Here is a 22,874-nt window from a genome sequence, read left to right on the forward strand (position 1 = left end):
CCTGCCCCTGCGCGGCAAGATCCTGAATGTTGAGCGAGCGCGGTTCGACCGGATGCTGTCGTCGGAACTGATCGGCACCCTGATCCTGGCCCTGGGCACCGGCATCGGCCGCCACGACTACAACCCCGACAAGCTGCGCTATCACAAGATCATCCTGATGGCGGACGCCGACGTCGACGGCGCCCACATCCGCACCCTGCTGCTGACCTTCTTCTATCGGCAGATGCCCGAACTGATCACGCGCGGCCACGTCTATATCGCCCAGCCGCCCCTCTATAAGGTCTCCAAGGGCAAGCAGTCGCGCTACCTGAAAGACCAGGCGGAGATGGACGCCTATCTGATCGAGGAGGGCTCGTCCGAGGCCGAGCTGGACCTGTCCACCGGCGAACGTCGCCTGGGTCTGGACCTGCAGGCCCTGGTGCGCGAGGCCAAGGCCTTCAAGGCCGGCGTCGACCGCCTCAGCCAGCGCGCCCCCACCTTCGCCATCGAACAGGCGGCCCTGGCCGGACTGTTCGCCGAGAACGCCGACATGGCCCAAACGTCGGCCGCCGCCGCCGTGCGCCTGAACCTGTACGCCGAAGAAGGCGACGGCGACTGGACCGGCGCGCCGGGTGAACAGGGCGCGGTCGTATTCACCCGCACCCGTCGCGCGGTGCAGGAAACCATCGTGCTGGAAGAGACCCTGATCCGGTCGCTGGACGCGCGCCGCCTGGCCGAACGCGCCGCCGCCTTTGACGGCGTCTTCTCCGCCCCGGCCGTCTATCGCCGCAAGGACAAGTCCACCACCATCCGCGGCCCGCTGGATCTGCTGACCGCCGTGCTGGATGCTGGCAAGAAGGGCCTGGCCATCCAGCGCTACAAGGGTCTGGGCGAGATGAACCCGGAACAGCTGTGGGAGACCACGCTGGACTCCAACGCCCGCACCCTGTTGCAGGTCTCGGTCGAGCACGAGGAAGACGCCAACGACCTGTTCGCCAAGCTGATGGGCGACGTGGTCGAACCCCGCCGCGAGTTCATCCAGGAAAACGCCCTGGACGCGGCGGTGGACGTCTAAACCAGTTCGACGCCCATGGCGGTGGCCTCGCCGCCGCCGATGCACAGGGCGGCCATGCCCCTGGTCTTGCCGCGCGCCTTCAGGGCCGACAACAGGGTGGTCAGGACGCGCGCGCCCGAGGCGCCCAGCGGGTGCCCCAGGGCGCAGGCGCCGCCGTTGACGTTGATCTTGTCGTGGGGGATGCCCAGCTCCTGCATGGCGATCATCGGCACGATGGCGAAGGCCTCGTTGACCTCCCACAGATCGACGTCGTCAGCGCTCCAGCCGGCCTTGGCCAGGGCCTTCTTCAAGGCGAAGACCGGGGCGGTGGTGAACAGGCTGGGTTCATGGGCGTGGGCGGCCTGGGCCACGACACGGGCGACCGGGGTCAGGCCCAGAGCCTGGGCCGTCGATTGGCGCATCATGACCAGGGCGGCGGCGCCGTCCGAGATCGAGGCGGCCGAGGCGGCGGTGATGGTGCCGTCCTTGCCGAAGGCGGGCTTCAGATTGGGGATCTTGGAGGGGTCGGACTTGGTCGGCTGTTCGTCGCGATCCACGACCACGATCCCCTTGCGGGTCTTGACCTCGACCGGGGCGATCTCGGCGTCAAAGGCGCCGCTGTCCTGGGCGCGCTTGGCCCGTCCGGCGCTTTCGGTCGCATAAGCGTCCTGCTGCCCGCGCGAGAACTGATAGGCCTGGGCCGTGTCCTCGGCGAACTGACCCATCAGCTTGCCGGGCTCATAGGCGTCTTCCAACCCGTCCAGGTACATGCTGTCGGAAATGACGTCATGGCCGATCCGGGCGCCGCCCCGGTGCTTCTGCATCAGATAGGGGGCGTTGGTCATCGACTCCATGCCGCCCGCCACGACGATCTCGGCCGATCCGGCCAGCAGGGCGTCATGGGCCATCATAGCCGCCTGCATCCCTGAACCGCACATCTTGTTGATGGTGGTCGCCTCGGTCGAGATCGGCAGGCCCGCGCCCATCCCGGCCTGACGCGCCGGCGCCTGGCCCAGGCCGGCGGGCAGGACGCAGCCCATGATGATCTGCTCGACCTTGCTCGGGTCCAGACCCGCCCGCTCCAGCGCCGCCTTGACCGCCGTCGCACCCAGGTCGGTGGACTTGGCGTCGGACAGGGCGCCCTGGAAACCGCCCATGGGCGTGCGGGCGTAGGAGACGATGACGACGGGATCGGCGGACATGGACGGGCTTCCTCTGGTTTTGGCGTCAGAGATAGCGATCCGGACCCCGGATGTGAACCGGCGCGCGCGACGCCGACCGTTCTCTCAGGCGAAATGCAGCCGCCGGTACTTGCCCCGGAAGTACAGCAGGGGATCGCGGCGCGGCTCGAACCGGGCGCGGGTGACGCGGCCGATGAAGACCAGATGGTCTCCCGCCTCGACCACCTGATGGGTGGCGCATTCGAAACTGGCCAGGGAGCCGGACAGAATGGGGGCGCCGGTGTCCCAGGTCTCCCAGGCCACCCCGTCGAACCGTTCGGCGTTCGAGCGGGCGAAGGCGCCCGACATCGGCTGCTGGCCGATATGCAGCACATTGATGGCGAAATGCTCGGCCCGCTGGAACCGCTCCAGATTGGACGAGCTGCGGGCCAGACAGAACAGGATCAGCGGCGGATCCAGCGACACCGAAGAGAAGGAGTTGGCCGTCAGGCCGACCGGACGCCCCGCCTCGTCCACGGTCGTCACCACCGTCACCCCGGTGGCGAAACAGCCCAGGGCGTCGCGCAGGGTGCGGGGGTCGGACCCGGACTGATAATACAGGGGCTCACGCGGGGCCTGGCGTTCCAGGAAGGCCAGGATGACGGCGTCGGCTGTCTCGCCCGGATCGGCCGGGGCGTCGGGGTCCAGCGTCAGGATCGGCAGGCCGTCCAGCGGCGCGGTCGCCTCAGCCGGCGCCTCGCCCACAACGATCAGGCAACTGGCCAGGGCCGGGCCGGTGACGACCAGGGCCGGGACGACCGCGGCCAGGGTCTGGGCCGAACACAGGATGGCGGGCCGCGACGAGATGTCGGTCAGCAGCCGGCGCAGGCCGGCCGCTTCGTCGCCCGCCTCCAGGGCGTCGGCCAGCAGGACGTGTCGCCCGGCCTCGACCAGGGCCCGCACCCAGCGCCGCCAGTCGGGCGACAGGGCCTGGGGCGCGCCGATCAGCAGGACGACCGGATCCTGGGGATCGCCCCAGCTCTGGACGTCCAGACCTCCGATCCGGGGCGGCGATGCGGTCATGAGGCGGGACGGTCCAGTGCGAAGGAGAAGAGGCGTCTCATAGAGGAAATCCGCCTCTCAGGGCCACCGCTTACGACGCCGACGCCGGATCGGATCACCCGGCGTCCAGATCGGCCAGTCGCCCGCGCAGCATCTGGAGCATGGCGGAGAAGTCGCGACCGCCGTGACCCAGGCCGTCGAACAGGGCGTACATCGCCTCGGCCTGGGCGCCCAGGGGCGTGGAGGCGCCCGACTTGGCCGCCGCGTCCTGGGCCAGTTTCAGGTCCTTCAGCATCATGGCCGTGGCGAAACCACCCTGATAGTCGCGGTTCGACGGCGCGGTCGGCACCGGGCCGGGCCAGGGGTAGTAGCTGGTCACGCTCCAGCACTGACCCGAGGATTTGGACGCGATCTCGAAGAACCGCTCGGGGTCCAGCCCCAGCTTCTCGGCCAGGGCGATCGCCTCGCACGTACCAAGCATGGAGATGCCCAGCAGCATGTTGTTGCAGATCTTGGCCGCCTGACCGGCGCCGTGATCGCCGGCGCGGATGGTGATCCGACTCATGGGCTCAAGCGCCGCTTCAACACGCGCGAAGTCGCCTTCGTCGCAGCCGACCATGAAGGCCAGGGTGCCCGCTTCGGCCGCCGCCGTGCCGCCCGACACCGGGGCGTCGGCAAAGGCGTAGCCGGCGTCCCGCGCCAGACCCGCCACCTTGCGCGCCGTCTCCACGTCGATGGTCGAACAGTCCAGCAGCAGAGCGCTGGACGGCGCCGCGCCGATGATCTGTTCAGAATAGACCTTCAGCACATGGGGTCCGGCGGGCAGCATGGTGATCACCACCTCGGCGTCGCGCACGGCTTCTGCGACCGAGGCCGAGGGCGCGCATCCGGCCGCCGAAGCCCGCTGCAGCGCCGCCGCGCTCAAGTCGAAGGCGGCGACCGAATGGCCGGCCTTGGCCTGATTGGCGGCCATGCCGCCCCCCATATTGCCCAGGCCGATGAAGGCGATCTTGGTCATGGTCTCTCTCCCAGTGTCGGCGTCGCTGTCAGAGCAGCGGCGTCCATTTTTCAGTGTCCGGCAGCGGCGCGAACAGCGCGTCCAGCGTCGCATCGGTAACGCCTGACAGATCCGCCGGGGACCATTCGGGCATATTATCCTTGTCGACGATCACGGCCCGCACCCCTTCCTGGAAGTCATGGGTCCGCACCACCCGACCGCCCAGCGCGTATTCCATCGCCATATTGTCGGCGAAGGACGTCAGGGCGGCGCCGGCGCGCAACTGGCGCAGCGTGACCTTCAGCGACTGCGGCGACTTGGTCTTCAGGATCGCCAGCTGGGCCGACGCCCAGTCGGAGCCTTCGGCGTCCAGCGCCGCGAAGATCTCCTCGACCGTGTCGAAGGCGAACAGCCGGTCGATGGCCTCGCGATGGGGGGTCAGGGGCGCTTCTTCCGGCTCGGTCGGACAGACCCAACGGTTCGCCTCCTCCAGCGGATTCTGCGGATTCGCCAGCAGGGCCGCCTTGAAACCATCGATGTCGATAGCCGGAACGAAGTGGGTGTGGATCCCCAGCGCCACCGTATCCGCCGCCTTCAGCCGCGCGCCCGTCAGCGCCAGCCATGTGCCGACGGCACCCGGCAGCCTTGGCAGGAAGAAGGTGCCGCCCACATCTGGAAACAGCCCGATCCCGGTCTCCGGCATGGCGTAGGTGGTCCTTTCGGTGGCGATGCGGATGGCCGCCGGCTCCGAAATCCCGACGCCGCCGCCCATGACAATCCCGTCCACAATGGCCGTGATCGGCTTGGGATAATCGAACATCAGATGGTTCAGCCGGTATTCCGCCAGGAAGAAGGCCTTGGCCTCGGACGCATCCCCCGCCCCGCTCTCGGCGATCATGCGGATGTCGCCGCCCGCGCAGAAGCCGCGTTCGCCCGCATGGTCGATCAGCACCGACAGCACCGCAGCATCGTCGCGCCAAGCCAGCAGGGCTTCGGTCATCGCCTCACACATCGCCCGGTTCAGGGCGTGTATGGCCTTGGGCCGGTTCAGGGTGATGCGGCCGACACCGTTCTCGATGCGGGCGATGATTTCGGCTTCGCTCATCGCGCCATCTCCCGCGCCACGATCACGCGCATGATCTCGTTGGTCCCTTCCAGGATGCGGTGGACCCGCAGGTCGCGCACGATCCGTTCCAGCGGATAGTCCTTCAGATAGCCGTAGCCGCCGTGCAGCTGCAGGGCCTCGTCGGCGATCTGGAAACAGGCGTCGGTGGCCAGCCGCTTGGCCATGGCGCACCATTTGGTCTTTTCGGGATGATCAACGTCAATGGCCCAGGCGCCGCGCAGCACCATCAGACGCGCCGCCTCCAGGTCGGTCGCCATATCGGCCAGGCGGAACTGCAACGCCTGAAACTCGCCCAACGGCTTGCCGAACTGTTTGCGCGTGGCCACGTAGTCCTGGGCCGTCTCCAGCGCCAGCCGCGCCCCGCCCAACGAACAGGCGGCGATATTCAGCCGCCCGCCGTCCAGCCCGGCCATCGCATAGCGGAACCCTGCCCCCTCTTCGCCCAGCAGATTGGCGGCCGGCACGCGGCAGTCGTCGAACTGGACCATGGCGGTCGGCTGGGCGTTCCAGCCCATCTTGCGTTCCTGCGCCCCGAACGACAGACCGGGCGTTCCGGCCTCGACGACGACGGCGGAAACCCCCTTCGCCCCCTCCCCGCCCGTGCGGACCATGACGACATAGAGGTCGCTGGTCCCCGCGCCCGAGATGAAGGCCTTGGACCCGTTCAGCACATAGTGGTCGCCGTCGCGCACCGCCGTGGTCCGCAGAGCCGCCGCGTCGGAGCCGGAGCCCGGCTCGGTCAGGCAATAGGAGGCGATCTTCTCCATACCGACCAGATCCGGCACGAACCGCGCGCGCAGATCGTCCGAGCCGAACCGGTCGATCATCCAGGTCGCCATATTGTGGATCGAGATGAAGGCCGCCGTCGCCACGTCGCCGCGCGACAACTCCTCGAAGATCAGCGCGGCCTCGACCCGGCCCAGCGCCATGCCGCCGTGTTCTTCGCCGGTATAGATGCCGCAGAAGCCCATCTCGGCCGCCTGTTTCATCACCTCGACGGGGAAGTGTTTCTCCTCGTCCCAGCGGGCAGAGTGGGGCGCCAGCTCGGCGTCGGCGAAGGCACGGGCCGCGTCCTGAATGGCGCGCTGGTCGTCGGTAAGGGCGAAGTCCATATCTCGTCACTCCCCGCCCCTCCCCGTCATCCTCGGGCTTGTCCCGAGGATCGGAGGCGGAGGCGTCTGTGCGTCCGCGTCATCGCACAAGCCGCGGACAATCCGACCCTCGGGTCAAGCCCGAGGGTGACGGCGGTTGAGGTCAGCGCATCGTCGGAATGACGAACGAACTGTCCGAATGCTCCAGCGCCGAGTCCGGCCAGCGGGCCGTTACGGTCTTGGTCTTGGTCCAGAAGCGGACGCCCTCCATGCCGTGCTGTTTGATGTCGCCAAAGGCCGACCGCTTCCAGGCGCCGAAGGTGTCTTAGGCGACCGGCACCGGGATCGGCACATTGATGCCGACCATGCCGACATTGACCCGTGCGGCGAAGTCGCGGGCCGCGCGGCCGTTCTGGGTGAAGATGGCGACGCCATTGCCGTACTGGTGGTTCGACGGCAGGGCCAGCGCCTCTTCGAAGGTCTCGGCGCGGACGATCTGCAGGACGGGGCCGAAGATCTCCTCCTGATAGGACGACATCTCGGGCTTCACATGGTCGAACAGCGACGGGCCGATGAAATAGCCCTTCTCGTGCCCTTGCAGGCTGAAGTCGCGGCCATCGACGACCAGTTCGGCGCCTTCCTGAACACCCTTCTCGATCCAGCCGGCGACGCGGTCGCGGTGCTGGGCGGTGACGACGGGGCCATAATGGGCGCCCGCGTCGGTCGACACGCCGACCCGCATCGACGGGATTTCCGCCACCATCCGCTCGCGCAGTTCGTCCGCCGTCTTCTTGCCGACCGGCACCACCACCGGCAGGGCCATGCAGCGTTCTCCGGCCGAGCCATAGGCGGCGCCGGCCAGATCCTTGATCACCTGATCCATGTCCGCGTCAGGCAGGACGATGCCGTGGTTCTTGGCCCCGCCCATGGCCTGGACCCGCTTATGGTTCGCGGCGCCGGTCTGGTAGACATAGTGGGCGATGTCGGACGAGCCGACGAAGCTGACGGCGTGGACCAGCGGATGGGTCAGGATGGCGTCGACCGCCGTCTTGTCGCCGTGCACCACGTTGAGCACGCCATTGGGGGCCCCGGCCTCCAGCATCAGTTCGGCCAGACGCACCGGCAGGGACGGATCCCGCTCGGACGGTTTCAGCACGAAGGTGTTGCCGACCGCGATGGCCACGCCGAACATCCACATCGGGATCATGCCCGGGAAGTTGAACGGGGTGATGCCCGCGACCACGCCCAGTGGCTGGCGCATCGAATAGACGTCGATGCCGGGGCCGGCGCCTTGGGTGTATTCCCCCTTTAGCGCGTGGGGGATGCCGCAGGCGAATTCGATCACTTCCAGACCGCGCTGGATGTCGCCCTTCGAGTCGGCGATGACCTTGCCGTGCTCGCTGCTGAGCAGTTCGGCCAGTTCATCCATCCGCGCCTCGACCAGGCGTTTAAAGTCGAACATGACGCGGGCGCGGCGTTGCGGATTGGTGCTGGTCCAGCCGTCGAAGGCGTTCTGGGCGGCCTGAACCGCGCGATCAACCTCGCCCGTCGTGGCCAGTTGAACGCGGGCCTGAACCTGGCCCGTATTGGGGTCGAAGACGTCGCCGAAACGGCCGGAGGCCCCGTCGAAAGCCGCGCCGTCGATGAAGTGGCGAATGTCGCGCACCATACCTGAGATTCCCTATGTGCTTATTGCTATTGCCCCCGTCATAGCAGGCAGGATCGGCCTCTTGCAGCCCCAAAGGCGAAATGAATGCCCTTTAACGGCGTCACCCGCAGGCCCACCGCTCCGCAAAAACCCGAGGGCGGCGCGGCGCAGAACACAGTTCATAATAATCGAAATCAACTCGTATAAGATAACAACCGACCCGTCGTATTGCTATTGATTATCAGGTCATAGAGACGCGTCTAATACTAAGGCGTTCCTTTTGCTTTTCCCGAGAATTTGAGTAGACTCAATTATGTCAAATTTGACGCAAACGGCGTAAACTCCCCACAGAGGCGAGGCGTCAAACGGGAGACGACCAGGTGGAGGCCTTTGCTGAGAGCATATTATCGGACGCGCCCATGGCGATCGTCGCCCTGGATGAGACGGGTCATGTCTGTTGTGCGAACGCGACGGCGGATCGGTTTTTCGGCCGCCCCCTGACTTCGCCGAACGCGGCGACCATCAGCGATCTGATCGAGGGTTTCGACAGGGCGGCCCTGCAGTCGCCGACATGGGTGGAAGACCTCAATGCACGGGCTCGAAACGTCGGCAAGGACCCCCTGTGGCGGGCGCGGCGATCCGACGGCGTCCACGCCTTCGTCGATGTCCAGGCCGCGCGGTTTTCTGCGCGCAACGGCAAGTTCGTGACCCTCTTCATTCAGGACATGACCGCCGCCGTGACGGCGGAAACCGCACTTCTGGAAGTAAAGCTTCAGATCATTCACAACTGGCGACTGAGCTCGTTGGGAGAAATGGCCTCCATGGTGGCGCATGAGGTCAACCAGCCCCTGTCTGCAGCCATCAACTATCTGGCGGCCGCCGAGACGGCGGTCAAAAAGCCGGGTCCGAACACGGCGACGGCGCCGGATCTCATGGCGGCGGCGCGCGCCCAGGTGAAACGTGCAGCCGACATCATCGTGCGCCTCCGCGCGCTGATGATCCATGAGAAGCCCTATCAGGCGCGCGAACAGGTCGCCGGGGTGATCGAAGAAATCATGCCCATTCTCGTCAGCCATGCCCGCGAGACGAAGGCGGAAGTCTCCAGCCAGATCGACCCGGCCGCCTACACCTACTGCGACCGCGTTCAGCTTCAGCAGATCATCCTCAATCTGGTCCGAAACGCCATGGAGGCGCCGCAGAACGGCGCGCCGCGCCGGGTGGAGATCTCCGGAAGGCAGACGCCGCAGGGCTATCAGATTCTCGTCAGCGACAACGGCCCCGGCGTGCCGGCGGACATGGCGGGCAAGCTTTTCGAGCCCCTCGTCAGCAGCAAGTCCGGCGGAATGGGATTGGGCCTCTCGATCTGCCGCACGATCGTAGAGGCGCATGGCGGCGCCATAGAGCTCGTCCCCAGCGCGCTGGGAGGCGCCGGATTCGCGTTCACGCTGAACGCCAATGTCCACGACCTTTCCACACAAGGCGACCCTTCCAAGCGACACAGGCGTCTTGACCGGAATCCCGACGGCGCCGAGCCTGAGGGCTGGGACAACGTCGTCCCTCCGTTCGTCAACGCGGGCGACTACCGACGCGACAGTCTAGGGGCCAATCGACAGCGCGGATAAAATGACCCGGGCTGAGCGCCGTGACCATGCCTCGGCGTCCCGCGCGGGTCAGTCCTCCGAGAGGATCGCCTCAACGCGCTGCGCCAGTTGCTTCAGTTCAAAGGGTTTAGTCAGGATTCGCATGCCGGCCTCCAGGTCGCCGCCGCTCAGGACCGACGTCTCGGCGTAGCCGGTGATGAACAACACCTTGAGCCCCGGCTGTCTCACCCGCGCGGCGTCGGCCAGTTGGCGGCCGTTCATCCCGCCCGGCAAGCCGACGTCGGTGATCAGGAGATCGATCGACCGCCCCGACCTCAGGACCGCCAGTCCCGCGCGCCCGTCTTCGGCCTCGATGAAATCATAGCCGAGTTCCGAGAGGCCTTCCGACACCAGCATGCGGATGGTGGCCTCGTCGTCGACGATCAACACGGTGTAGCGCCGTCGCGGCGCGCCCGACGGCGCAGGTTCGTCGACCACTTGACCGACCTCGACCGGGCCGTGGTGGCGCGGCAGATACAGGCCGATGGCGGCGCCCGCCCCCGGCGTGGACTGAATTCGGACCTGGCCGCCGGACTGCTGGACGAAGCCATAGATCATCGACAGCCCCAGGCCCGTGCCCTGACCGAGCGGCTTGGTGGTGAAGAAGGGATCGAAGGCCCGGGCGATGACCTCCTCGTTCATGCCGACGCCCGTATCGGCGACGCTGAGGCGGACATAGTCTCCGCCGGGCAGGCCCAGGTCCGAGGCTTCCGCGCGATCCAGCACGACATTGTCCGTCTCGACCGTCAGCCGCCCTCCGTCGGGCATGGCGTCGCGGGCGTTGATGCACAGGTTGAGAAGCGCATTCTCCAGCTGGCCCGGATCGACCAGCACAGGCCACGTCCCGGCCTGGTACCGGGTTTCCAGACGAATGGCCGGCCCCATGGTCTGGCGGATCAGATCCTCCATGCCGCGCGCCAGGGTCTCGACGTCCGTGGCCTTGGGCTCCAGCGTCTGACGACGCGAAAAGGCCAGAAGACGATGGGTTAGGGCCGTCGCCCGCTGAGCGGCCGCCTGGGCCGCCGTGATGAACCGTCCCACCTCGGAGGCGCGCCCCTCGGCGAGGCGCTTGGCCACGATCTCCAGGCTGCCGGTGACGCCGGTCAGCAGGTTGTTGAAGTCGTGGGCGATGCCGCCGGTCAGCTGGCCGACCGCCTCCATCTTCTGCGACTGGCGAAGCGCGGCCTCGCTGGCCATCAGTTCGGCGGTGCGCTGCTCCACCGTCCGTTCCAGCGACGCCGCCAGCTTGGCCAGGTGCCGCTCGGCGCGACGACGCTCACGCGCCGCGAGGGTGCGTTCGCCGACGTCCCGGAGAAACCGGATCTCGTCCTCCTGCCAGGCCCGCACGGAGGCGTGATTCAGATAGGCCAGGGCGACCATGCCCCCCTGTTCCGTCAGGGGCATGTTGACCACGGCGCGCGCCGTGAGGGCTTCCAGCACGTCCGCATTCTCGCGTGTGCGCGGATCCTCGCGCGCGTCGGCGAAGGCGACGGTCTCGCCGCGCTTCAGGTCCTCCACGTAGGAACCATAGTCGCGGAAGTTCAGAACCCCCGCGATGGTTTCGACCCCCGGCGCGTTCCAATCGCGGGCGATGGTGATGGTTTCGCCGTCCTGATCCACAATGCCGAAACCGGCGCGGCTGACCTCGAGGGTCCGGCCCAGGATCTCGGCGGCGGCATAGGTGATGTCCTCGGGATCATCGAGATCGCGCAGGACGTCCGACAGCTCCACCATGGCCGAACTCAGACGTTCGGACCGCACCCGGTCGGTGATGTCGGTCGTGACCCCCGAGATGCGCAGCGGCGTGCCGTCGGCGTCCGACACCAGTATCCCCCGAGCCTCCATCCAGCGCACGCCGCCCACGGGCGTGATGATACGGTGGGTGATGTGGTAGTCCGCCTCGCCCCGGATCGTCGCATCGCTTTGCGCGCGCACCGCATCCCGGTCATCGGGATGGATCATCTTCTGGCGGTCTTCATAGGTGAAGGGCGTCTCGACGGGCCAGCCCATCAGGGTCTTGTAGGCGTCGGAGGCGATCAGGGTCCGGGTTCGGACATCGACGCTCCAGGCCCCCAGTCCGCCGGCCCGCATGGCCAGATCCAGTTCGCGGTCGCGTTCGTGATCCACGCGCTCGCGCGCGTCCAGCTCGGCCTTGAGCGCGGCCTTGTCGGTCTGGAGGCCCGCCAGCCGCTCGCGCTCGATCGTGACATCGACCTGACTGGCGAAGAAATAGGCCAGCACGCCGTTCCCGTCGAACACCGGCGCCATCAGCAGGCGGTTCCAGAATGGGACGCCGTCCTTGCGATGATTGCGGATGTCTATCTCGATCGGCCGGACCGCCTCGACGGCGGCGCGAATGCGGCTGACGGATTCGGGATCGGTCTCCGGCCCCTGCAGGAAGCGGCAGTTGCGTCCGAGGATTTCCTCGCGGGCGTAGCCGGTCAGCCGACAGAAGGACTCATTCGCGAACACCACCGGATTGTCGGGGCGGCGCGGATTGGTGATGATCATCGGCATGCGGGTCGCGCGGACCGCATTGACGAAGGGATCAGTGCTGTCGTCGAGCCCCAGCACCTCCGCCTCAATCCGTTCGGCGTCCAGGCTGACCTGATCAGGGCCCCGATCAGGGCGATGCGCACCGTCGGATCCGGACTCAGTCAATCGCTCACCTTTCCTGCCTCACCCGACCTGCGGGGCGGCGTAATCAACACGCGAGCCGCATTAGGGTTCATCGCCGAAAGGAAGCTTGGCAAAACCGCCGACGAGGACACGAATGGGGCGTCGCGCTCCCGCCTATAGAGGCGCGCCTGCGGCGACGAAAGCCGCAGATAGGGACCGGATCTCCGTGACGACGTGAACAAGGGGCGCAACTGAACGAATTCGTACACAAAACAACATCGCCCCTCATCATAAGCTACCGGAACCTCTAGAGAAATTCGGACCCGCCAAGGGAACCGGACCCGTCCCGGAACATTGATGTGTACGGCCCCGCTGAGCGGGTCGGAGCACACATCATGAAGATCGCGCAGGTCACCCCGCTTTACGAGGCCGTTCCTCCGAAGCTCTATGGCGGAACCGAGCGCGTCGTGGCGCATCTGACCGACGCCCTGGTGGACCTGGGTCACGACGTCACCCTGTTCGCCAGCGCCGACGCTCAGACCAAGGCGCGACTGGCGCCGGTGCGTGACCAGGCCATCCGCCTGGACCCGGCGCCCCTGAAATCCGACCTCGCCGCCCACCTGTCCATGCTGGGCGAAGTGCTGGACCGGGTGGATGAGTTCGACGTCATCCACTTCCACACCGACATGATCCACTTCCCGATGTTCCGCCCCTATGCGGACAAGACGGTGACCACCCTGCACGGGCGGCTGGACATGAAGGATCTGCCCGGCGTCTATGCGCGGTGGAGCGAGTTCGGTCTGATTTCCATATCGGACGACCAGCGCAAGCCGCTTCAGTTCGCCAACTGGACGGCCACGGTTCATCACGGAATGCCCGGCGAACAGTATCTGTTCTCGCCGAAATCGGAGGGCTATCTGGCCTTCCTGGGCCGTATCTCGCCCGAGAAACGGCCGGACCGCGCCATCGAGATCGCGACCAAGCTGGGCAAACGTCTGAAAATCGCCGCCAAGGTGGACGCCGCCGACAAGCGATACTGGGAAGAGACGATCCGCCCGCTGATCGAGGGCAATCCCCTGATCGAATTCATCGGCGAGATCGGCGACCATCAGAAGTCGGCCTTCCTGGGCGGGGCCGACGCCCTGCTGTTCCCCATCGACTGGCCCGAACCCTTTGGCCTGGTGATGATCGAGGCCATGGCCTGCGGCACCCCCGTGGTGGCCTTCCGTTGCGGCTCGACGCCCGAGATCATCGAGGATGGAGCGACCGGCTTCCTGGTGGACACCCTGGAACAGGCCGTCGCCGCCGCCGGTCGGGCGCATCTGCTGGACCGCGAAACCGTGCGTGCACGGTTCGACCTGCGGTTCTCGGCTTCGGCCATGGCGCGCCGCTATCTGGACGTCTACGGCGACCTTCTGGCGCGCCGCCCCTTCGCCGGGGCCGCCCTGAACGACGTGGTGACGCCGCTGCGTCCGATTGAAGAAGATCGCAGCTTCGCCGCCCTCGCCTGAGCGTCGCGGCAGCCACTCTCGAAGAAAACAGGGCGGCGGAGGTGAACCCTCCGCCGCCTGCGCCATTTGATCTGCAAGCGGCTCCTCAAGGCCGCATTCGGGTGGGATAGGTTCGGGACAGGGCTCACGAACGACGGGCCTCACGCACGACGGGGAAGAGACTGCATGGACGACGCCTACACCACCCAGCTGACTGCCGGTGATTCCGTCGAGGCTTCCGGCCTCGAACAGCTGATGGCGCTCAAGGAGGGCGACACCTTCCTGGTCGCCGACGGGTGGGGCGACATGAGGGGCGGGGCCGACGGTATGTTCGCGGGCGACACCCGTGTCCTGTCGCGCTGGACCATGACGGTGGGACTGCTGAAGCCGTCGCGCCTGTCGTCCGGCGTCAGTCAGGACAATGTTTTCTTCTCCTGCCACACCACCAACCGCCCCCTGCCCCCGATGGGCGGCCGTTCGGCGCCGGCCGGGGTGCTGCACATCGAACGGCGGCGCTTCCTGTGGGGGCGGCGGATGTTCGAACGCATCCGGATGGTCAACCACGGGGTCGAAGACATCCTGCTGCCGTTGGCCTTCGACTTCGGCGCGGACTTCAACGACATCTTCCAGGTGCGGGGCACGCATCGGGCCAAGCGTGGAACCGTCCACACACCGACCACCGACGGGCGCCGTGTCACCTTCCGCTACACCGGTCTGGACAAGGTGGATCGCTCCAGCTGCCTGGCCTTTTCCGAGCCCCCCGCCCGCCTGACCCATCAGCGCGCCGAGTTCATGTTCAGCCTGCCCAAGGGGCGGTCCATGGACCTGTTCATCGAATGCGGGGTCGATTCCTGCGAGACGCCGGACGCGCGGCGCTGGCGCGAGAACGCCGTTCAGGCCCGCCTGGCCATGCGCGCCAAGCGCCGGCGCGGCGCCTCGGTGCGGGGGCCGCGCAGTCCGCGGTTCAATGATTGGCTGGACCAGTCGCGGGCGGATATGGCCCTGCTGACCACCGACCTGCCGACCGGCCCCTATCCCTATGCCGGCACGCCCTGGTTCTCGACCCCGTTCGGCCGCGACGGCATCATCGCCGCCTGGCAGATGCTGTGGCTGGATCCGTCCCTGGCCAAGGGCGTCCTGACCTATCTGGCGGCGCGTCAGGCGACCGAGACCTCGCTGTTCCAGGACAGCCAGCCCGGCAAGATCATGCATGAGACGCGCGGCGGCGAGATGAGCGCCCTGCACGAGGTGCCGTTCGGCCTCTATTACGGCGGGGTGGACACCACCTGCCTGTTCGTGGCCCTGGCCGGCGCCTACGCCAGCCGCACCGGCGACCTGGACCTGATCCGCACCCTGTGGCCGAACCTGATCGCCGCCGCCGACTGGATGCGCGACTATGGCGACAGCAATGACGACGGGCTGATCGACTATCAGCGCGGGGCCGACACCGGCCTGTCGAACCAGGGCTGGAAGGATTCCGAGGACTCCATCTTCCACGCCGACGGCCGTTTCCCCAAGGGGCCCATCGCCCTGCTGGAGGTTCAGGGCTACGCCTTCGCCGCCTGGCGCGCCCTGGGCGATCTGGGCGAACGGCTGGGCGACGACCGCGCGCCCGAATGGCGCGACCGGGCCGAACAGGTCCGCGCCCTGGTCGAAGACAAATACTGGATGGAGGACGAGGGCTTCTACGCCGTCGCCCTGGACGGCGACGGGGAACAGTGCCGCGCCATCGCCTCGAACGCCGGCCATCTGCTGTTCACCGGCCTGCCGTCGGTCGAGCGGGCGCGGCGGGTGACGAAACGCCTGTTGTCGGCCGAGTTCCGCACCGGCTGGGGCATCCGCACCCTGGAACTGGGCCAGGCCCGGTTCAATCCGATGAGTTATCACAACGGTTCGGTCTGGCCGCACGACACCGCCATGGCCGCCGCCGGCATGGCCAACTACGGAGAGCGCGAGGCGGTCGCCGAAATCCTGGCCGAGATCTACGCGGCCGCCGCCCATTTCCATCTGCGCCTGCCCGAACTGTTCTGCGGCTTCCCGCGTGAGCCGGGCGAGCCGCCCATCGCCTACCCGGTCGCCTGCCTGCCCCAGGCCTGGGCGGCGGGGTCGGTCTTCCTGATGCTTCAGGCCTCGCTGGGCCTATCCATCGACGCCTGGACCGGCACCATAGACATGGCCGATCCGCTCCTGCCGGCCGGTCTGGAGCGGCTGAAGATCACCGGACTCGAGATCGCGGGATCGGTCGTCGATCTGAACATCCAGCCGGTCGACGGTCGCGCCGTGGTCATTCCCAAACACCGCAAGGGCCAGATCTCCGTGCGCACCCTGCGGTGAAGAACATGGGTCCGTCGGCCGTCGGCTTGATCGATCTGCGCCGCGAGCGCGGCTATCTGCGCGATCTCGGAAGGGCCTTCGCCGGGGCGCTGGTGTTCAACATCCCTTTGCTGATGACGATGGAGATGTGGGAACAGGGCGTGGTCATGGACCGCTGGCGGATGCTGCTGTTCGTCGGCGCGGGCCTGCCCCTGCTCTATGGCCTGGCCTATTATGCAGGCTTTTCCGACCGACGCGGCTTTCGCAACGATCTGCTGGATACGGCGGTGGCCTTGGCGGTCGGCTTCATTACAGCGGCGGCCCTGCTGGTCCTCTTTGGGGTGGTGCAGTGGGACGCCCCGCCACAGGAAGCCGTCGGCATGGTCACGCTTCAGGCCGTTCCCGGCGCTATGGGGGCGCTGCTGGCCCGCAAGCAGCTCAGCGGCGACGGTCAAGGCGACAGCAAGGAGGACCAGGCCTCCTATGTCGGGGAACTGTTCCTGATGGCGGCGGGCGCCCTGTTCTTCGCGCTGAATGTGGCCCCGACCGAGGAGATGATCCTGATCGCCTACAAGGCCACGGCCATCCATGTGCTGGCCCTGATCGCCGTCTCCATCCTGTTGTTGCATCTGATCGTCTTCCAGGCGGGATTTGCGGGTCAGGAAGAGGCCGATCATCCCGCCCAGGCCTTCTTCCACTTCACCCTGCCCGGTTACGCCATCGCCCTGGGGGTGAGTCTTTTCGCCCTGTTCGTCTTCGGCCGGGTCGACGACCATTCCGTCGCCGGCGTCGTTCAGACGGTCGTCGTCCTGGGCTTTCCCGCCGCCATCGGCGCGGCCGCCGCCCGTCTGCTGGTCTAGGTCATGGTCGCCAAAAAATCCTCCACCGCCCCACGCCCCCTTCTGCAGTGGGGCATGGCCGCCGTCGGCGCGGCCGTGACCGCATCGGCGATCGGCGTCATCATCTGGGACGGACTGCAGCCCGCCTCTCCGCCGTCGCTCAGCGCCCGTATCGTAAAGGTCGAGGCCACCTCGTCGGGTCATGTGGCGGTGATCGAGGTCGCCAATGACGGAGACGACACGGCGGCCGGCGTCGATATCGAGGCCGTCCTGGGCGACCAAAGCGCCACCGCCACACTGGACTATGTTCCCCGCCACGGCCAGGCCAAGGCCTATGTGCGTTTCGACGCCGATCCGCGCGCGGCGGAGGTCCGCGTCAAGGGCTGGTCCGCGCCCTGAGGACGGCCTGCGGAAACAGTCGCACCTGTTGGGCGTTAGGTCAGCGAACAGAACGCAGGGAGACGACCATGGCCGCACGCCCCACCTGGCAGGGACATCTGAAACTGTCGCTGGTGACCTGCCCGGTCGCCCTCTACACCGCCACCTCGTCCACCGCCCATGTCAGTTTCCACCTGATCAATCCGGACACCAACAACCGGATCCGCATGGTCGCCACCGACCCGGACACCGGCCCCATCGAACGCTCGGATCTGGTGAAAGGCTATGAGGTGTCCAAGGACGAGTACGTCCTGTTCGACGACGCCGACTTCGACAAGGTCAAGCTGGAGACGACCCGGACCATCTCCATCGACAGCTTCGTCGACGAGGATGAGATTGATCGTCTGTACTGGGACGATCCCTTCTATGTGGTGCCCGAGAAGGGCGTTGGGGCCGAGGCCTTCGCCGTCATTCGCGACGCGATGAAGGCCGCCGGCAAGATCGCCATCGGCACCCTGGTGCTGCGGGGCCGTGAGCGCCAGCTGGCCCTGGAAGTGCGGGGCAAGGGGCTGGTGGCCTATTCGCTACGGGCGCATGACGAGGTGCGCGACGCGGACGACTATTTCGACGACATCCCGGCGGTGAAGCCCGACAAGGACATGGTCGATATCGCCAGCCGGATCATCGCCCAGAAGCAGACCGACTTCGATCCGACCACCTTCAAGGACCGCTACGACGACGCCCTGCGCGAAATAATCCAGGCCAAGCAGAAGGGCGGCAAGGATGTGATCGAGGCGCCGGAGCCCGACAACACCAATGTGATCGACCTGATGGAGGCCCTGCGCAACAGCCTCAAGGGCGCTGCGGGTGGGACCAAGCCGGCGGCGAAAAAGACCCCCAAGGCGCCGGCGAAGAAGAAGCCGGCCTCGCGCAAGAAGGCCGCCTGACGGGGCCGCCTACAGCCCCATCGCCTTCAGCACGGGCCGCAGACTGACCTCGCCGGCGCGGAAATCCTTCCACGGGTCGGGCTTCTTCAGCAGGGCGGGCGCGTCGTGCAGGGTGAAAACCTTGGGGTCCAGCCCCGCCCGGACCTGGCCCCAGGACAGGGGAAAGGCGATCCCCGCGCCGGGCCGCGCCCGCACCGACCAGGGCGCTACCGCCGTGGCCATGCGGCCGTTGCGCAGATAGTCGATGAAGATCTTCCCGCCCCGCGCCGTCTTGGCCAGGGTGGTGGTGAACCGGTCGGGATCGGCGCGCCGGACCTCCTCGGATAGGGCCTTGGCGAAGGCCTTGCACTGATCCCATTCGATGCGGCTGCGGCCGTCGGAACGAATCGGCACGACGACATGCAGCCCCTTTCCCCCGGTCGTCTTGACGAAGGGATGCAGGCCCCGTTTTTCCAGCTGGGCCTTGACGGTCTTGGCCGCCGCGATGACCGACGCGAAATCCAGCCCCTCGTCCGGGTCGAGGTCGAAGGTGACCTGTTCCGGCGTCTCGGGATCGCCGGGCCGACAGCCCCAGGGGTGCAGCTCCAGCCCGCCCGACTGAGCGACGGCGACCAGACCGCCGACATCCGTGACGGCCACATAGGGGTGGCGTTGATGGACGTCGATCAGTTTCAGGCGGGGGTTCGAGCCCGGCATGGCGTGGCGCTGGAAAAAGGTCTCGCCCTCGATCCCGTCCGGCGCCCGGATGATGGAGACCGGCCGGTCCGCGACATGGGGCAGTATCCGCTCCGCCGCCGCCTCGTAGTAGCGCGCCAGATCGGCCTTTGTGATGGCGGGGCGACCCTGGTGCGCCGGCCACAGGATCTTGTCGGGATGGGACAGGGTGACGCCGGCGACGACCACCTTTCCCGACGCGCTGCCTGAGCCGGTCTTCTTGCGAGCGGCCGGCTTGGCGGGCGCAGGCGGTTGCGGATCGTCCGTGACGTCACGCGCCCACTTGTCCTCGCGCAGCCCCTTGAAGGCCGCGTGGCGCAACGACCCGCCTTCGGTCATTCCGCCGTGTTCCAGCTCGGCGACCAGCACGGGCTTGACCCAGTGGATCTCCTTGCCGCCGCGCGGCGCGCCCTTGCCCACGAACGGAGAGGCCTCGGCCGCCGCCGTCTTCAAGGCCGGCAGCAGGGTCTTGAGCAAGGGCGCGGCATAGCCTGTGCCCACCCGGCCGAGGTAGCGCAGCCCATCATCCTCGGCCACGCCGACCAGCAGGGAGCGGAAGCGCGTCCCCCCTTCGGACGACCAAGCACCAATCACCACCTCGTCGCGGCCCCGGCATTTCGACTTGACCCAGGTCGAGGACCGTCCCGCCCGATAGGGGGCGTCCAGCGTCTTGGAGATGACGCCTTCCAGATCCATCCGGCAGGCGCTGTCCAGCACCGCCTGCCCGGTCGAGGCGAAATGATCCACATAGCGCAGCCGTTTGCGCGCCTTGGCCGGAACGCGGTCGATGTGAGCCTGAAGCCGCGCCTTTCGGTGCGACAGGGGCAGGTCCCGCAGATCGTCCTCACCCTCGCGCAGCAGGTCGAAGGCGAAATAGACCAGGTCGCCCGTCTTCCCATCCGCGATGGCCGCCTGAAGGGCGGAGAAGTCGGGGGTGTGATCCTCGCTCAAGGCGCATAGTTCGCCGTCAATCACCCCGTCGGGCCAGGTCGCCGCGTCGGCCGCCAGTTCCGGGAAACGGTCGGTCCAGTCATGACCGCGGCGGGTGTAGAGCCGGGCCTGGCCGCCCCCGGTCGCCACCTGGATCCGATAGCCGTCGAACTTGATCTCATGCACCCAGCCCGCGCCGCCCGGCGGATGGTCCGCGACCTTGCACAGCTGGATCGGGACGAAGGCCGAGGGTTTGTCCAGGGTCGCCTCGCCGGGTTGGGCCTTGGGCTTGGCCGGCCCCTTGCGCGCGACGGGGCGAGAGGCGGTCCATTGCGTCTTGCCTTCGGCGATCTCCGCCAGGCTGCGGCCCGAGGCGACGGAGGCGTCGATCTCCATATTGGCGTCGCCCTCGCCCGGCACGGCCGCCTCGTCCTTCTCCTTGATCAGCAGCCAGTTGTTGCGTTTGGACGGCTTGCCGCGATCCGACTTCAGCCGCACCAGGGCCCAGCCGCCGCTGAGCCGTTCGCCATGCAGGGTCATCTTCAGCGAGCCGCGCTTCAGCGCCGCCTCGACGTCTGGCTCCTGCGGCTCCCACTCGCCCCGATCCCACAGCTGGACCGTCCCCGCCCCATAGTTGCCGGACGGGATGGTCCCCTCGAAGCTTCCGTAATCGAGCGGGTGATCCTCGACCTCCACCGCCAGACGTTTGACGGCCGGATCGCGCGACGGGGCCTTGGTGACCGCCCAGGACTTCAGCACCCCGTCGTGCTCGATGCGGAAGTCGTAGTGCAGGCGCGTCGCAGCATGGCGCTGGATCAGATAGGTCAGCCGGCCCTTGCGCGCCGCCTTGGCCTTGCCCGCCGGCTCAGGCGTACGGGTGAAATCCCGTTTGGCCCGGTAGGTGTCCAGTCCGTTCGCCATGCCGCCCAGCCCGCCGCTCCGTTAAGACCGCGGTGCGATCCGCCACACTGTGTTGGACAGGTCGTCCGCCACCAGCAGAATGCGGCGCTGGGCGTCGAAGGTCACGCCGACCGGGCGACCGCGCGCCTCGCCGTCCTTGATGAAGCCGGTCGCGAAATCGACCGGCGGGCCAGCGGGACGACCGCCCGAGAAGGGCACCCAGGTCACTTTGTACCCAGACAGATCCTGACGGTTCCAACTGCCGTGTTCACCGATGAAGGCGCCCTGGCCGAAGCCGCCGCCGAAGCCGCCGGCCGTGGCGAAGCTGAGCCCCAGGGCGGCGACGTGCGAACCCAGCGCATAGTCCGGGGCGACGGCGCTCTGGACCAGGTCCGGGTTTTGCGGACGCACGCGCGGATCGATGTTCTTACCCCAATAGCTGTAGGGCCAGCCGTAGAAGGCCCCTTCTTGGACCGAGGTCAGATAGTCGGGCACCAGTTGCGGGCCCAGTTCGTCGCGTTCGTTGACGACGGACCACAGGGCGCCGGTAGTCGGTTCGATGGCCAGGGCTGTGGGGTTGCGGATGCCGGTGGCGAAGGTGCGGTGCGCGCCGGTCTGGCGGTCGATGGCCCAGACGACGGCGCGGTCCTGTTCCACGGCCATGCCGCGCTCGCCGATATTGCTGTTCGAACCGATGCCGACATACAGGGTCTGGCCGTCGGCGCTGGCGGTCAGCGACTTGGTCCAGTGGTGGTTGATCGCCGACGGCAGCTTGGTCACTTCCTGACGCGGCGCGGTGATCCGCGTCTGGCCCGGCTGATAGTCGAAGCGCACCAGGGCGCCCTGTTCGGCGACATAGAGGGCGCCGTCCACGAAGGCCATGCCGTAGGGGGCGTCCAGATTGTCGATGAAGGTGGTGCGGACCTCGGGCTGGCCGTCGCCGTTGGCGTCGCGCAGCAGGGTGATGCGGTTGCCGCCCTTAACGGACGTCTTGCCCTTGGCCTTGATGATTCCGGCGATGAAGTCCTTGGGCCGCAGCTTGGGCGCATGACCGCCCGAGCCCTCGGCGATCAGGATGTCGCCGTTGGGCAGGACCAGGATCTGACGCGGAATCTGCAGGTCGGTCGCCATCGGGGTGACGACGAAGCCGTCCGGCACGGTGGGAAGCTCGCCGTTCCAGCCGACCGGATTGGCGATCTTCATCGGCGGAACCAGGGTCTCGTTCAGGCCGGGAAGATCGGGATTGGCCCCGGTCTGGTTCAGGTTCGGATCGCTGCGGCTGCAACCCGCCAGAGCCAGGACCGCGACAGTGGTGCAAAGGAGTGTCTTGATCATCACGCGATCTCCCGCACGGTCGTGTTTGAATAGGCCAGCCAGCCGGCGATCAGGACCAGAAGGGTCGACAGGATCGACAGGGTCAGGCCGAAGGCGCCGACGGAGCTCCAGGCGTCCTGGCTGTGCTTGAAGGCGTTGATCAGGCCGAAGATCCAGGCCAGGGCCAGGGCGGCTAGATGGATCACGGCGGCCCGCCGCGCAGGCGTGCGCCACGACAGGGCCAGATCGATCAGGGCCCACAGACCCGCCAGACCGCCGAACACCAGAGCGCCGACGATCAGCCAGGCCGAGAAGTTTGACCACTGCATCTGGGCGGACTTCAGATAGGCGATGTCGCTGACGAGGGCGGAGGTGAACAGGGCGATGGGAAAGGCCATCAGAATTCCGCGTAGCGGATTCAGCCTCTCACGAAAGACAGCGACAGCGGACATGAGAGGGGCTCCTGCGGCGTCACCACGATACGGCGACGACGAACCCAACACGCGGCCCGGTCTTTGGTTCATCCCGTCAGACGCGACAGGATGCAGCAGAACAGGCCGCCGGCGAGACGCCGGCGGCCTGTCACAGGCTTAGAAACGCTTGGTCAGTTGAACGCCGTAGGTGCGGGGTTCGTTGACGAAGGCGGTCAGGTTGTTGAAGTCGATGGCGCCGA

17 protein-coding genes and 1 pseudogene are annotated in these 22,874 nt (G+C 67.2%); 7 read left to right on the forward strand and 11 right to left on the reverse strand.

The features are described 5' to 3' along the window. Positions 1 to 1,054 (forward strand): toprim domain-containing protein (locus Q7J26_RS15770; protein ID WP_304937316.1); only part of this gene is annotated, 1,054 nt, incomplete at its 5' end. On the opposite strand, the gene Q7J26_RS15775 is transcribed toward Q7J26_RS15770, so the two are convergent. From Q7J26_RS15775 to Q7J26_RS15800, 6 genes and pseudogenes are all read right to left on the reverse strand, one after another. After that, positions 1,051 to 2,235 (reverse strand): acetyl-CoA C-acyltransferase, encoded by a 1,185-nt coding sequence (locus Q7J26_RS15775; RefSeq protein WP_304937317.1) that lies wholly within the window; start codon positions 2,233 to 2,235, stop codon positions 1,051 to 1,053. The genes Q7J26_RS15770 and Q7J26_RS15775 overlap by 4 nt on opposite strands. An 84-nt stretch (positions 2,236 to 2,319) precedes the next feature. Further along, positions 2,320 to 3,276, reverse strand: coding sequence for a flavin reductase family protein (locus Q7J26_RS15780; protein ID WP_304937318.1), 957 nt, complete (start codon positions 3,274 to 3,276; stop codon positions 2,320 to 2,322). Positions 3,277 to 3,370: 94 nt separating this feature from the next. Then, positions 3,371 to 4,273: a 3-hydroxyisobutyrate dehydrogenase gene (gene mmsB, locus Q7J26_RS15785; protein WP_304937319.1), complete on the reverse strand. Its 903-nt coding sequence runs from the start codon at positions 4,271 to 4,273 to the stop codon at positions 3,371 to 3,373. Between the two features lie 28 nt (positions 4,274 to 4,301). Next, positions 4,302 to 5,357, reverse strand: a complete 1,056-nt coding sequence (locus tag Q7J26_RS15790) for an enoyl-CoA hydratase/isomerase family protein (protein ID WP_304937320.1) — start codon at positions 5,355 to 5,357, stop codon at positions 4,302 to 4,304. Continuing rightward, positions 5,354 to 6,490 carry an isobutyryl-CoA dehydrogenase gene (locus Q7J26_RS15795; protein ID WP_304937321.1) on the reverse strand — a complete coding sequence of 379 codons (1,137 nt, stop codon included), beginning with the start codon at positions 6,488 to 6,490 and terminating at the stop codon, positions 5,354 to 5,356. The genes Q7J26_RS15790 and Q7J26_RS15795 overlap by 4 nt, the downstream gene beginning before the upstream one ends. A 142-nt stretch (positions 6,491 to 6,632) precedes the next feature. Continuing rightward, a pseudogene (locus Q7J26_RS15800) lies at positions 6,633 to 8,135 on the reverse strand (CoA-acylating methylmalonate-semialdehyde dehydrogenase). A gap of 401 nt (positions 8,136 to 8,536) precedes the next feature. Here Q7J26_RS15800 and Q7J26_RS15805 point away from each other — a divergent pair. Beyond that, positions 8,537 to 9,739, forward strand: coding sequence for a sensor histidine kinase (locus tag Q7J26_RS15805; RefSeq protein WP_304937322.1), 1,203 nt, complete (start codon positions 8,537 to 8,539; stop codon positions 9,737 to 9,739). 48 nt (positions 9,740 to 9,787) lie between these two features. On the opposite strand, the gene Q7J26_RS15810 is transcribed toward Q7J26_RS15805, so the two are convergent. Continuing rightward, complete coding sequence (locus Q7J26_RS15810; RefSeq protein ID WP_304937323.1) at positions 9,788 to 12,418, reverse strand: PAS domain-containing protein; 2,631 nt, start codon at positions 12,416 to 12,418, stop codon at positions 9,788 to 9,790. 353 nt (positions 12,419 to 12,771) lie between these two features. Here Q7J26_RS15810 and Q7J26_RS15815 point away from each other — a divergent pair, with 353 nt between their 5' ends. The 5 genes from Q7J26_RS15815 to Q7J26_RS15835 all read left to right on the forward strand — a co-directional run bounded on the left by Q7J26_RS15815 (position 12,772) and on the right by Q7J26_RS15835 (position 18,343). Further along, entirely contained in the window at positions 12,772 to 13,887 is a 1,116-nt protein-coding gene (locus Q7J26_RS15815; RefSeq protein WP_304937324.1) for a glycosyltransferase family 4 protein, read from the forward strand. A 165-nt stretch (positions 13,888 to 14,052) separates the two neighbouring features. Beyond that, complete coding sequence (locus Q7J26_RS15820) at positions 14,053 to 16,200, forward strand: amylo-alpha-1,6-glucosidase (RefSeq protein WP_304937325.1); 2,148 nt, start codon at positions 14,053 to 14,055, stop codon at positions 16,198 to 16,200. A 5-nt stretch (positions 16,201 to 16,205) separates the two neighbouring features. Further along, a complete protein-coding gene (locus tag Q7J26_RS15825; RefSeq protein ID WP_304937326.1) occupies positions 16,206 to 17,039 on the forward strand; it encodes a TIGR02587 family membrane protein in 834 nt (277 codons plus the stop codon). 3 nt (positions 17,040 to 17,042) lie between these two features. Beyond that, positions 17,043 to 17,417, forward strand: a complete 375-nt coding sequence (locus tag Q7J26_RS15830; protein WP_304937327.1) for a hypothetical protein — start codon at positions 17,043 to 17,045, stop codon at positions 17,415 to 17,417. 68 nt (positions 17,418 to 17,485) lie between these two features. Next, entirely contained in the window at positions 17,486 to 18,343 is an 858-nt protein-coding gene (locus Q7J26_RS15835) for a Ku protein (protein WP_304937328.1), read from the forward strand. A gap of 9 nt (positions 18,344 to 18,352) precedes the next feature. Here the strand turns inward: Q7J26_RS15835 and ligD are convergent, their stop codons facing one another. From ligD to Q7J26_RS17155, 4 genes are all read right to left on the reverse strand, one after another. Next, positions 18,353 to 20,908 carry a DNA ligase D gene (gene ligD / locus Q7J26_RS15840; protein WP_304937329.1) on the reverse strand — a complete coding sequence of 852 codons (2,556 nt, stop codon included), beginning with the start codon at positions 20,906 to 20,908 and terminating at the stop codon, positions 18,353 to 18,355. Between the two features lie 21 nt (positions 20,909 to 20,929). Continuing rightward, positions 20,930 to 22,222 (reverse strand): sorbosone dehydrogenase family protein, encoded by a 1,293-nt coding sequence (locus tag Q7J26_RS15845; protein ID WP_304937330.1) that lies wholly within the window; start codon positions 22,220 to 22,222, stop codon positions 20,930 to 20,932. Next, the gene (locus tag Q7J26_RS15850) at positions 22,222 to 22,653 is read right to left on the reverse strand and encodes a DUF2231 domain-containing protein (protein WP_370651958.1); all 432 of its coding nucleotides are present in this window, start codon (positions 22,651 to 22,653) and stop codon (positions 22,222 to 22,224) included. Before Q7J26_RS15850 ends, Q7J26_RS15845 begins: the two co-directional genes overlap by 1 nt. A 138-nt stretch (positions 22,654 to 22,791) precedes the next feature. Further along, a partial coding sequence (locus Q7J26_RS17155; protein ID WP_370651959.1) for a hypothetical protein occupies positions 22,792 to 22,874 on the reverse strand: 83 nt, incomplete at its 5' end.

The sequence above is a fragment of the Brevundimonas sp. genome (assembly GCF_030656255.1).
Taxonomy (GTDB): Bacteria; Pseudomonadota; Alphaproteobacteria; order Caulobacterales; family Caulobacteraceae; genus Brevundimonas.